The 11,918-nt window shown below is 34.6% G+C and carries 16 protein-coding genes; 4 read left to right on the plus strand and 12 right to left on the minus strand.

What is annotated here, in order from left to right; all coding sequences use genetic code 11:
- Positions 1 to 23: 23 nt before the first annotated feature.
- The 6 genes from IQI_RS03425 to deoD form a co-directional block, all read right to left on the minus strand.
- On the minus strand, positions 24 to 1,136 hold the full coding sequence (locus tag IQI_RS03425) for a GerAB/ArcD/ProY family transporter (protein WP_082892566.1): 1,113 nt from the start codon (positions 1,134 to 1,136) through the stop codon (positions 24 to 26).
- 12 nt (positions 1,137 to 1,148) lie between these two features.
- On the minus strand, positions 1,149 to 1,376 hold the full coding sequence (locus tag IQI_RS03430; protein ID WP_064091329.1) for a hypothetical protein: 228 nt from the start codon (positions 1,374 to 1,376) through the stop codon (positions 1,149 to 1,151).
- A gap of 14 nt (positions 1,377 to 1,390) precedes the next feature.
- Positions 1,391 to 2,584, minus strand: coding sequence for a Ger(x)C family spore germination protein (locus tag IQI_RS03435; protein WP_197489703.1), 1,194 nt, complete (start codon positions 2,582 to 2,584; stop codon positions 1,391 to 1,393).
- Between the two features lie 27 nt (positions 2,585 to 2,611).
- Positions 2,612 to 4,207, minus strand: a complete 1,596-nt coding sequence (locus IQI_RS03440; RefSeq protein WP_064091330.1) for a spore germination protein — start codon at positions 4,205 to 4,207, stop codon at positions 2,612 to 2,614.
- Between the two features lie 385 nt (positions 4,208 to 4,592).
- On the minus strand, positions 4,593 to 5,471 hold the full coding sequence (locus tag IQI_RS03445; RefSeq protein ID WP_064091331.1) for a M15 family metallopeptidase: 879 nt from the start codon (positions 5,469 to 5,471) through the stop codon (positions 4,593 to 4,595).
- A 142-nt stretch (positions 5,472 to 5,613) separates the two neighbouring features.
- Positions 5,614 to 6,318 carry a purine-nucleoside phosphorylase gene (gene deoD / locus IQI_RS03450; RefSeq protein WP_064091332.1) on the minus strand — a complete coding sequence of 235 codons (705 nt, stop codon included), beginning with the start codon at positions 6,316 to 6,318 and terminating at the stop codon, positions 5,614 to 5,616.
- 129 nt (positions 6,319 to 6,447) lie between these two features.
- Here deoD and IQI_RS21135 point away from each other — a divergent pair, with 129 nt between their 5' ends.
- Both IQI_RS21135 and IQI_RS20790 read left to right on the plus strand, forming a co-directional pair.
- A complete protein-coding gene (locus tag IQI_RS21135) occupies positions 6,448 to 6,570 on the plus strand; it encodes a hypothetical protein (protein ID WP_268874470.1) in 123 nt (40 codons plus the stop codon).
- 16 nt (positions 6,571 to 6,586) lie between these two features.
- The gene (locus tag IQI_RS20790) at positions 6,587 to 6,730 is read left to right on the plus strand and encodes a hypothetical protein (RefSeq protein ID WP_197489704.1); all 144 of its coding nucleotides are present in this window, start codon (positions 6,587 to 6,589) and stop codon (positions 6,728 to 6,730) included.
- A gap of 93 nt (positions 6,731 to 6,823) precedes the next feature.
- Here the strand turns inward: IQI_RS20790 and IQI_RS03455 are convergent, their stop codons facing one another.
- From IQI_RS03455 to IQI_RS03465, 3 genes are all read right to left on the minus strand, one after another.
- Entirely contained in the window at positions 6,824 to 7,144 is a 321-nt protein-coding gene (locus IQI_RS03455) for a YodL domain-containing protein (protein WP_064091333.1), read from the minus strand.
- Positions 7,145 to 7,243: 99 nt separating this feature from the next.
- Positions 7,244 to 8,014, minus strand: coding sequence for a sporulation protein (locus IQI_RS03460; RefSeq protein ID WP_064091334.1), 771 nt, complete (start codon positions 8,012 to 8,014; stop codon positions 7,244 to 7,246).
- Between the two features lie 18 nt (positions 8,015 to 8,032).
- Entirely contained in the window at positions 8,033 to 8,830 is a 798-nt protein-coding gene (locus tag IQI_RS03465; RefSeq protein ID WP_064091335.1) for a serine/threonine protein kinase, read from the minus strand.
- A 325-nt stretch (positions 8,831 to 9,155) separates the two neighbouring features.
- On the opposite strand from IQI_RS03465, the gene IQI_RS03470 reads away from it, so the two are divergent.
- Positions 9,156 to 10,247, plus strand: a complete 1,092-nt coding sequence (locus IQI_RS03470; RefSeq protein ID WP_064091336.1) for a DUF2515 family protein — start codon at positions 9,156 to 9,158, stop codon at positions 10,245 to 10,247.
- Between the two features lie 95 nt (positions 10,248 to 10,342).
- Here the strand turns inward: IQI_RS03470 and IQI_RS20110 are convergent, their stop codons facing one another.
- Entirely contained in the window at positions 10,343 to 10,519 is a 177-nt protein-coding gene (locus IQI_RS20110; RefSeq protein WP_064498962.1) for a YozD family protein, read from the minus strand.
- Positions 10,520 to 10,643: 124 nt separating this feature from the next.
- On the opposite strand from IQI_RS20110, the gene IQI_RS20505 reads away from it, so the two are divergent.
- On the plus strand, positions 10,644 to 10,814 hold the full coding sequence (locus tag IQI_RS20505; protein WP_156509825.1) for a hypothetical protein: 171 nt from the start codon (positions 10,644 to 10,646) through the stop codon (positions 10,812 to 10,814).
- Here IQI_RS20505 and IQI_RS03475 read toward each other — a convergent pair.
- Both IQI_RS03475 and IQI_RS03480 read right to left on the minus strand, forming a co-directional pair.
- Positions 10,798 to 11,457: a hypothetical protein gene (locus IQI_RS03475; protein ID WP_064091368.1), complete on the minus strand. Its 660-nt coding sequence runs from the start codon at positions 11,455 to 11,457 to the stop codon at positions 10,798 to 10,800. The two genes, IQI_RS20505 and IQI_RS03475, sit on opposite strands and share 17 nt — an antisense overlap.
- 219 nt (positions 11,458 to 11,676) lie before the next feature.
- Entirely contained in the window at positions 11,677 to 11,901 is a 225-nt protein-coding gene (locus IQI_RS03480; RefSeq protein WP_064091337.1) for a YozE family protein, read from the minus strand.
- Positions 11,902 to 11,918: the final 17 nt, after the last annotated feature.

Here is an 11,918-nt window from a genome sequence, read left to right on the forward strand (position 1 = left end):
CTCCCTCCTTACAATGAATTATTTCATGAAGTTGTTTGCTTGGATTGAACTTTTTTCTGAATAATAACAGATAATAGACTTAGAATGGGAATCACCAAACCAAAAAGTAAGGTGTATGAAAGGATGACCTCACTCACAAACATTGTAAAAAATGAAACATTTGGATAAATCGTGACCGAGAAATATAAAATAGAAATAATTAATGGAAATATAAGCACCTTATCATTTTTTATTTTCAATATTTCTCCCAATCCTACTACTGATGAATAGAAGCAAATGATGACTTTAAAAAATAAACTTATAATCCAGACAGCAGCCGCCACTACCTCAACTCTCTGTAAAAAATCTGCAATGTTTATTTTTTTAGCCAATACATATGTTGGATATTGTAAATGCGGAGTGAATGAATACCCAAGAACTAACACAATGAGAAGGGTTATAAGAATTAGGATTCCACCTCCTACAACCCCTCCTGTAATAAAGGATTTACCTATTGTCTCACTTTCCATAACGAAGGTAGAAATTAATATCAGCGTGAACATTTCTAAATAAGGAACTGTTAGAATGGAGAAAGACCCCTTTAGTATAGGCTTTATCCCTTCTCCAAAAACAGGCTCTAAATTAATCAATTGACCTTCTGGTATTAAAAAGATCACTAAGAAGCTTAATAACATAATAAATGTAGGATAGACAACTTCAGCAGATCGAGCAATTACCTCTATCCCATGTTTCACCCCATATGCAATCGGCAAAAGAAAGAGCATATGAATAAATATTTTAGGTGTTTCCACCATAATTTGAGTGATCATAAAATCCCCTAAATTACTTAATACCTCACAGGTGAGAAAGAAGATAAAGAAAAAATAAAGCACAGATAACATTCTTCCTATGGTTTTCCCAAATGCTTTTTCTAGCATAAAAAAATATGATTTTCCTGGAAATCGTTTAATTAAAGAAACATATATATAAATTACGCTGGCACCAAGGAATACCCCAATTATTCCAGATATCCAGCTGTCTTGAAGACTTGCAGCAATCAATGCTGGAGGAGTTAACAAAATGGAACTTCCAATTGAAAAGAATAAGACAAGAAGCATGAATTGACGAGGGGATATTTTCTGTATTTGGTTATCCAAGCTGCTCTCTCCTTATTCGAACAATTTATTAATCCATTCCGTAACAGGTTTAAATACAAAAATAATTGCATTTAATGGATTGGGCACTTCAATATGAAATGCTTCCGCTACAAATAAACTCAAACCAACTATTACAAGGGAAAGATAAACAATTAATTCCTTTTTATTGTTCTTAAGATTAGGGAAATCTACCAAAAACATAATGATCGATACGCTTAAAACAAGTAAAACATTAATCAAAATTGTTATCCTCCTTAATCCTTAAGCGACTTACCTAAAGTTCCTGTATTATGAACCTTAGCTGTAACCTTGACTTCCGATTGCGTACTAGGAAATATATCGTTCCATTCTTTCTTATGCTTTTTCCAATAGGAAGGCTCCTTTCGATGGAGAGTACTTCCAAATCCGAGGATATCGGACTGAAATTCCTCTTGAGATGCCTTAATGCTATCTTTAACTGATGACTTTATTTTGTTAGATAAATCCTTTTGAATTCCTTCTAATACTGTTAATTCAGTTGGATTTAGTTTACATTCGGCATCCGTCAGGTTCCCCTCTACTTCAATATCTATGTTGATTTTGGGAGACCCCTTATAAATATTGGCAGTCATCTTGCTTTTTGTCCGAATAATCTCAATGGTCATTTTTTCTTCTTCATTATTGGGACATTTCAATATTTCTGTACTGCTTTGAATATTCCCTTGAGAATAATTGTATCCTTTACTTTGTTCCTCATTAAACCATCCGACTAATTTATCCTCTTTAAAAACTCCTAAATTATCTAATTTCACTACTGAGTCAGGTATTGAAGTATCAATATTACTAGAGGTTTTCCCTATGTTGGGGTCGCCCATTACTTTTATTCCTGTTACAGCCAGTTCTTTTCCTGTCGTTTTAAGATCCTCAAGCAATTCATCAAATTTATAGGCCGTAACACTTCCAAAATTCTCATAAGATGATGTAATCATCGATTGTAATGACAGGGCAGGTATCGGTTCAATAAACGTTAAGATGGATAGTACTTCTTTTGCGGAATTGTTTTTAGCAACGACTACATAAAAATCATTTCTTAGTTCATGATCTCTTATTAGTGGATCAAGGAGCTTTTTCAGACCCTCTTTTACTAATTCCTCATCAAGAACTAAAAGTTGAACGTGAGCAAAGTAGACCTTTCTTGGTGTTAATTTGGTAAGCTTTCTCCAAGCCTCGAACAATGTTTCACCTTCAGCAGAAACGGTTCTTATTGTTACACCTACTGCTCCTTTCTTAGTCGCTTGAGAGGAAGTCGTAGGGTTGATTAGTTGTACTGTAAACAAATAACCCTTTTCTGTTTTATCCACACCAATTGCCAATGCGACGACTAATTCGTTTAACTCCCTTCTATTCCAACACCCAGTAAGAACACTTAATGACAATAAGACGATTAAACCTATCTTCAATCGTTTCACCCTACTCACATCCTCTCATTGAGATTTTTATTTTTTTTGAAATTTACCTTTTGATTGTTGCCGACTCATATTTGTTTGATTTATCAATCTCGGTCGTGTCGATAGCCATTTTAGTGGGAGATGAAAGATCGCATCTTTTTGATCGGTTTTATTATAAGGGGCAATCGGAGACATGTAAGGAACTCCAAAGGACCTTAAACTGCATAAATGGATAACTAATAAAAACAATCCAACTGTAACACCGTATAGACCGAAGGAAGCAGCCAAGATCATAAATGCGAACCGTAATCCCCGAACTGCAATAGCTAGATTATAAGCAGGGAAAACGAAAGTCGAAATGGCTGTTATAGAAACCACAATAACCATTGCTGGAGTAACAAAGCCTGCCTCAACAGCTGCTTGGCCAATTACCAATGCACCAACAATAGAAATTGCCTGACCAACTGCTTTCGGCATACGTATTCCAGCCTCCCTAAGGATTTCGAAGGTCAGTTCCATTATTAATGCTTCTACAAACGCTGGAAACGGAACTCCTTCCCGCTGAGCGGCCAGTGTAATCATTAAAGGGGTTGGAATTAACTCTTGATGAAAAGTCTTAATGGCAATGAACATTGACGGACTTAACAAGGCTAAAAAGAATGCTGCATATCGAAGTAATCTTATTAAGCCAAAATCCGACCGTTGATAATAGTCTTCAGATGACTGTAGGAACTGAGTAAAAACCACGGGTACGAGAAGTACAAATGGGGTACCGTCTATCAATATGGCAACTCTACCCTCTAGCATTCCAGCTGCAATAACATCTGGCCGTTCAGAGTTAAAGATTGTTGGAAAGGGTGTTACGGTACTATCCTGGATTAATTCCTCAATATAGGCACTTTCTAAAATGCCATCAATGTCAATTTCATCTATTCTTCTACGCACTTCTTCAATAATACTTTGATTGACTATCCCATTTATATACATAATGTTTACTTCTGTTTTGGTATATCTCCCAACGGTTTTATGTTCAAGTCTTACATTCTCACTTTTTATTTTTCTTCTTATTAATGTGGTATTGGTTCGAATATCTTCTGTAAATCCTTCTTGAGGCCCTCTTACTACACTTTGGGTTCGAGGCTCACTGACATCCCTTTTGGTTGGATCTTTTGTTTTAGCTATAATGGATTGGTTATAACCATGGATTAATATGGCTGATTCTCCTGAGAGAATATATGAAAATAATTCTTTGAATTGATTAGTGTAAGCGATATCTGCAATAGTCATGCTTGAATCAGCTAAATTTGAAATTAAAGTAGCAGGTTCCTCAATTACAGGATATTTCCCGAACCATTCTAACAATGATTTAATCACACTATCTTGGATCTGCTGAGATCCGGCTAAACCTTCCATATAGATAATAACCATTGAAACATCTGGATGAGGATGAAGTTTTCTTATAACTAAATCCGCACTCTCACCAAATGTTTGTTTTAAGTAAGCGATATTGCTTTCTAAGTCTGAATAAATCTCTTCATATTCCGGACCACTTAGATTATCAGCTACTTCAATCGGTTCATCCCTTTTGTAATGTGGGTTTTTTTTCGTCTTTTTCTTTTTTGGAATAATCTTAATTGGTGTCATTATGTGGTCCCACCTCTAAATCCGGCCTTTTATCATAATGTTTACAGATTCCTTCCAATTATTCACTTTGAAATGATATCCAATAACTGTTTTTGATAATAAAAGGGTCTTTTCGCAAAGATTGTTGTTTTACGTACATCATTTCTGCTAATGCCTCTGTCAACAAGTAAGTGTAGATGGTGTGGGGAAATTTGATTCGAGCGGAAGGTGTTCGACTCTTCCGGTAAGGACAGGTGAGACCCGAGGCTCACCTCCCACCCCGCAGAAAGCTAGCATCCTCTCGCTGCAATCAACGAATACTTTCTTATATTAAATAGCAACAATCGTTACGAAATGAACAAACTAAAAAAAGGTTTAGAAGTTAAAAAACTTCTAAACCTTTTCCTTATATCTCTTTAACATTTGAAAAATATTCTTCTAGAGTCCAATTGTTATCTTTGATCACTTCAGCTGCTTCTTTCCCAACATATCTAAAGTGCCAAGGCTCATATTGGTATTTGGTAATATCGACTTTATCTTCAGGATAACGGAGAATAAACCCGTATTTATATGCGTTCTCTTTTAACCATTTGCCTTCCTTTGTATCTCCGAACTCTATATTTACTTGGAAGTTGTTACTTTTACTTGAAATATCCATCGCTAATCCAGATTGGTGTTCACTTTGTCCTGGAGGAGCAACTGCCATAACGGCTTTCTCTTCTCCAAATTGTTCTATCTCTCTTTCAAGTAGCATTTCTTGGTATTCATACGAACGATAACCGGAAATAGCCGTTAAATATATTTGTTGAGATTTAGCATCAATGAACATCATTTCCAGTTGCTGTGCAGCTTCTTGACGTAAATGTGCTTTTTCAAGCTCTTGATTACCAAATACAAAAGGAACGTTTGGACGAATCAAATCCTTTGGTTTGTATTCACCTAGAGCGTATTCTTTATTGACGAGGGCTAATTTATTCTCTGGGTTTTGAATCACTTGTTTTCCATCAACTAATTTTACCTCATTAAAAAATTGAGATTCCAGCTGAAGTTCTGGAGGAACAGGCTCCTCATCTGATTTGGAGTTTTGATCATCATTTGGACTTTCCGATTGTTGATTTGAGTCAGTAGGACTTTCTGAAGTTTCTTGATTTGGTTGATTATGTTCTTGCTGATTTGTTTCTTCTTGTTGTTTTTGGCCTAATAAATCCTGCGACCACTCTTGTATCTGCCCACAACCCGTTAGAATAAACAGGGAAGTAGCAGTAACCAAGATGACCTTCTTCATATTTTCACCTAGTTTCTCTTTATTGTTCCATTTTCCATCTTATCATGTTATATGATTTCTGTAAGCAGGATAAAGTTCACAAAAGAAAAAAACTGCTTATCAAAAAAAGGCTGATAAGCAGATTACTTTTTCACTTTTTTTATTACTCCTTAATAGCTGCTTCCAAAGCAACTTCAATCATTTCATTGAATGTTGTTTGACGCTCTTCGGAAGTCGTTTCTTCACCAGTTAAGATATGATCACTGACAGTTAAGACAGATAAAGCATTTCGTCCATATTTTGCTGCAAGTGTGTATAGAGCAGATGTTTCCATTTCTAATGCTAAAATTCCATATTGTGCCCATTTTTCGTGCTCAGCATTATCATTATAGAACATATCAGCCGTAAAAACATTTCCTACTTTTAAATTAAGACCCTTTTCAACACCAGCATCGTATGCTCTTTTAAGCAAATCAAAGTTGGCCGTAGGAGCATAATCAATTCCATTAAAGGTTAATCGATTCATTTGAGAATCAGTTGATGATGTCATTGCAAGAATAACATCCCTGACCTTTACATCCTTTTGAATGGCACCACATGTACCAACTCGAATTAAGTTTTGTACATTATAGCTTTGCATCAACTCATTAATATAAATAGAAATGGAAGGAACACCCATCCCCGTTCCTTGAACACTAATTCTTTTCCCTTTATAGGTACCTGTATATCCAAGCATGTTACGAACTTCATTATAGCACGTTGGATTTTCAAGGAATGTTTCTGCTATGTACTTTGCTCTAAGTGGATCACCTGGTAATAAAACTGTTTCTGCTATTTCGTTTTCTTTTGCATTAATATGTATACTCACTTACTATTCCTCCTTAAAACTGTTGAATTATTATTGTAATCCTTTTTGATAACATATGCAATTTTACCTTAGCCCTAATGGATAATATGTGAACCTGTCGGTAAAGCTATACATAAAGGAGGGATATATATGACAAAAGAAAAAATGAGCAAAAAGCTAAAGCAAGCCGTTCAACACGCAAACGAAACGAACCCTTCTACTCGTAACCGAACACAACCTAATTCATCTAGAAGTGAAAGACTTAAATCATAACGAGGAGGAACCTGATATGGGAAAAAAGCACCGTAACCGTATTAACTCTCCCAAGAAAAACAATCATATTCCTAAAGAAGCTTTAGATGCTGAACATAACGCCCACGGGAAAGAAAATTCTACTCAAAAGAGAAAAAACGGTCCAGGACATCACCTTTGATAATGGAATGAATATTACATGGAAAAGAAAGAATCTCACTAAAAAGAGATTCTTTCTTTCGTTATAGATAGATATTATTTTTCAGAAAGCACATTAATGAATCAAAATTCGATTTACTCTTTTCCACCCATTCGGTTGAAGTCGATAATAATAATGTCCTCTTCTTCCTTCATCAATAAAGACAATGTCACGGGTTGTGATGTATCTCCCTTGATAATCCTTAGGAATTAGATCGGGTACATTAAAAATTCTAAAGGTTTCATATAGAGCTTCTTCATGATTAGAGGCTTCAATTGAAATTCGGTATACCCGTTCATACCCTTTATCTTCTCCATAATTGGGAGTTTGAAAAACGGTAATGTCATAGTTCGATCTCAACAGCTTAGGTCCAATAATTTTTTCAAGTAATGGCATGAGTATCCCTCCGACATTAGATAGTACTCATACTATTACACATTGGCTTTGTCGAATCCTTCATCAAAATTAGGGAACATTTGTCGAATTTGAACTTTTCTACTGCAATCGACTAATTTCTTCTTTAAGTTTAGAAGGAAAGGATGGAAGTTCTGATGTTCTTACTGTCATTCTGATCATTGATTCATCCATTTCTAAAGCTTCAGCTAAAAACCCACCTAACCCTCTTGCTCTTCTATCTACCTCGATAAGTAAGTCAACTTGATCTTCTGATTGATTATAGAACATAATTTCAAGCTCATCTAATGTCCGTTGGAATTGTCCATTCACCGGAACAAATTCAAATTCTTGAATAAATGGGTATCGACCTCTAAAGCGGCGTGGAGCTTCTTCACACTCCACTTTTCGAATTCTAAAACCTAGATCCTGTACAGAGTTTAATACATTATTTATTAATGTGTTAGGTAAGATCTCAATATAGTCTTTATCCTTAGGATCCACAGCATTCTTAATATCCAAGCCTGTAGCTACCCAAACTCTTGTGTTACCATACGTAATAGGTGTTTCAAATGGCAGTGTGAAGGTAAATGGCAATTCTTTTTTCTCATTTTCACCAATGGTAAATGGTTCGGAAATTTGCACTTTTTGAATTGGAGCATAATCTGTATAATTTTTATCATCAGATTCGCGAATGTATGTAGTGAAAAGAGTAAGGTAAATTGAATCGATGGTCTGTTCAGCATTTCCACCTGTTACCTCTACGATTCCTTTAGCAGTTTCTCCAGCTTGGTAACTTGATTTTTCTAATTTCGTATCAACAGTTGCTGCCCCTATACCGATTGAAGCAAACACTTTATTAAAAAATGACATTTTCATTCCTCCATTTTGTTAGTCTTCTGTTCTTAACATTCTTAGTAATTCCTGCCTTACCTCTCTTGAGTTCAGAAACGGGACATCTATTTGTAATAATCTTCTTAAAAATTGACGGGTTTCTTCCTTTAACATTAATTCTTCTTCCCAACTTCTTTCCTTTTTCGTCGTTGGTTCATAAGCAGAGTACAATAAAAATAATAAGAAATGCCCCAGGGCGTAGAAATCACTTTTCACTGATTTTTCTCTCATTAATTCCTTATGTTGAGTAAGCTTTGGTTGATTAGTTGAACTAATTTCACACGATAACCCGAAATCAATGACATAAAGTGTGCTGTCATCTAATAAAATATTAGGTATTCTCAAATCCCGATGTATATACCCTTTATCATGAATAGAATTCAAAAGATTTACTAATTGGAGTCCTAACATTAATGATTCTCTTTCTGAATATGTTTTTCCTTCTCTAAAAATTAAATCTTCGAATGTTCTTCCTTTCATTTTCTCCATGATAAAATAAGGGGTTTTATTGTATTCTCCATAACAATAAACGTTTGGAAACTGTGAATGAGATAGAATTTGTAACGTTATGAATTCATTTTTCACATATTGAACGGGATCAGAAAAAATTCTTTTGTAAGGTCGTATTCTTTTTAAAATAGCTTCTTGTCCCGTGATGGTATGCTCTAGAGAATAAGTAGTACCATAACTCCCTTTACCGACTAAATCAACTATTTTGTAATCATCAATAACAGTCCCTTTACTCCAAGGTTTCTCAAATCCATTTACAATCCTTCGTAATAAAGTGGAGACCATACTAGTAAGCTTTCATTCTCTTAGCTACTAAAAAAACTAGAAAAACTTTTACTTTTATGCTTTTTCTTGTAGTAGTGATGACCATAATGTTTGGTAGATCGATGCTTCCTCCAAGAATCACTGGAACTGTAATGATGACGATGGGAATTTAAACCTAATAGTTTTTTTATCAGCTTTCTTAACATTTAATCCCTCCTATAGGACTTTGTATTTTCGGTATTTAAAAGGAGACTAATGATTTTGTCACAGATGTTTACATCCTATATTGAAATGTATTACTATCTACGTTTATGGATTCGTTAAGTTTCATTAAAGGAGTGATAATGTGTTCATTACACCATTTTTTAAATTCTTAAACCTTTTAAGCTTTAAGAAAGACACTTCCAATGAACCTCTTTTATCACAAGAAGCGGTTAAGAAGCTATTTTTAAATATGACGAAACAACAAAATCCTATGGTGTATTTCCCTCATGATCAAAGGTTAGTGCAATCCATCAAAAACAGTGTGAAGGAAGGAAATATCAATAATATTACCCGAACAAAATGTTATATATCTTTTTTCAAAAGGAATCCGGAAATTCACTGGTCATTCTTAGCTCATATGGTTTCTAGAAATGCAGGTTATCATATGACAGATTTAAAAAGTGATTTTCTCAGTGAAGTTCTTCAGGATGTAGAAAGATTATCCTTTTATTCATTTCTAGAGTTATGCAATGCAGAGATTTTCAGAGATGCTTATCCTCAACTTTTACTTTATGAGCATTGGAAACGAACAGGAACATCTCAACTCCACCTTCTACGGAAATTTAATGTTTCTAGATTTATGGTTTCGATTTGGCAAGAATTTATGACCCAAAAAAATACTAAAGTTTTAACTATTGGACTGATTATGAATGAACAACATATGATTCAAAATAGGATCATAAACGATTTCTGGAGAAAGTTCAGATTTGAAAAATGGTTATTTCTATTACAAGATCGACTTGAGGTTGGTTCAGTACTCTTTCCTTATGGTAAGGGGCAGCCATTCGCCTTGGCTGGTTTGCCCATTTCTCATTTTGAACAAGTTGAGAAAAGAATTGACATTGGAAAAAGACTATACAGCATTCTTTTTCACAAGGGGATTTTCCCTACAACCTTTACCTACGCAATTAGTTATCCTCACACAGCTTCGAGATCAGATTACTGGCCATTTGTATACTCGAAAAATAAAAAGGAGAATTATCTTTTCAGTCCTGAATTAAAAAACGCATGGCCTAACAAAATTTTATCCACTGGTAAAACAAGTGATTGGATTTATCAAAAGTCTCTTAAAGATATGTCCCCTTTGCTGACAAATTCTCTGCCTGGAAACTTTCATATGACTACCAGATGGAAGATACTCACAACTTTATTGTTAAACGTTAAAAAAAAGTAACACAAATAAGAGTGCCTTCATTCCCTATACTAGGTATAAAGAATAAAAGGCACTCCATTCGTTACTTGTAAACTTCAATATAAAAAGCAATATATTTATTCATCATCTTCCCATTCTTCATCAATGATGCACTTGGCAATCAGATACTCAAACGCAATGTCTGCGATTTCATCCAGCTCATCTTCTGTTGGTACAAAACCTCTTTGGACAAGTTCTTTTAAAAAGAACTCTGCGATTTCCTCAGTGTCAATAAAGACTTCTATCTCACGCATATGATCGCCCCCTTTGATTCTCAATTTATGACAATACCTTCTTAGTTATGCTAATAGAAAAAAGTTTTCATAAGATTGGGTGGACAAGCATAGACTTTATCAACAAAGATAGAGGAGCGATCTTATGAAAAACAAATTCACAAAAAAAGCCAAGAAAATAGTAAAAGAATTGGAACATGGTGAAGGAATCATCGTATTAGGTATGCAATGGATTTTACGAGCTGTTCTTATCTCTTTTTTGTTAATAAGTGTTCCAGTGTTTTTATATATCATGTGGCTTATTCCTTCTCTTTAACAATAGATTCAGAGCTTACATGATTTCTTAATTGTTCTAAAACATAATCCATTTTTTTCTTGTATTTGCTGTCTTGAAATAAAAGGTACAATGTTTTGTAATCATTATAATGATCAAGAAGATGATCAATCCAGTTGGCCTCTCGAGGTGTTGGTGAATTTAGAAGCTTGGTCTTCCCTTCCTTCTTCTGTGGAAAGACGAATCCATATTTTTTTATAAATGCTTCTGCTTGTTCTTCATCAGCAACAAGTGTGATTTCATCTTCATCAGCTTCTAGCCATTCGCCATCTGTTATTCTCATTAATTCGTAGATTACATCTTCCCATGCGTCATCTTTATATCTCCAGATTTCTGTTCTAAAACCCACTACTTTAAAAAGGTCTTCTTCGTAACCCTTTACAATAACGAGGTCTCCAAACAGAAATTTGTATTCAATGTCGATCTGTTCTTGCTCAAATATATATCCATCATAGGTATCAAGGAGCTCTAACGCCTTCTCCTTAAACAGCCCTTCGCTTTCATTTACTTCATATAAAAACTCACCATCTATTTTTTTAATATTTGTTATTTTTCCTACAGTACCGTAAATCGTCACTACCACTGTTTCCCCAACTCTGAACCTAGGCTCTTTTCGTTTCTTCATGCTCCCCTCACCCTTAATCGCCTTTTTTATATGATATGCAAATAGCTTCATATCGGTATACACGAAATCCCCTTCTATTTATTTTAAGGAAATCAAATATTATGGATACTTTTATTGTATTTGTTAGAGAAACCAGGATAAAAAGACAAAAAAATAGACTGACTAAAGTAATATTTCACTTAAAAGTCAGCCTATTTTATATATGCGTTTTTATGGACATTATTCTTTTTCTTCGAATAGATAGTAATCCCAAGCCTTATCAAAAACAGACATGCTTTCTAAATAATGACCATTCATTTCAAGATATGAGCTAATATCATCGTACAATTTGGATTGCTTGGGAAAACTATGGTCATCATATGCGGAATTAGCGAATTTTGTTAAATCGTCATTTGCAGAAGGTTGTCTGTATTTCATTAAATAATGGTAAAAAGATTTTCTCATTTAATCCACCGACCCTT

It is taken from the genome of Rossellomorea aquimaris TF-12 (genome assembly GCF_001648555.1).
In the GTDB taxonomy this organism is placed as follows: Bacteria; Bacillota; Bacilli; order Bacillales; family Bacillaceae_B; genus Rossellomorea; species Rossellomorea aquimaris.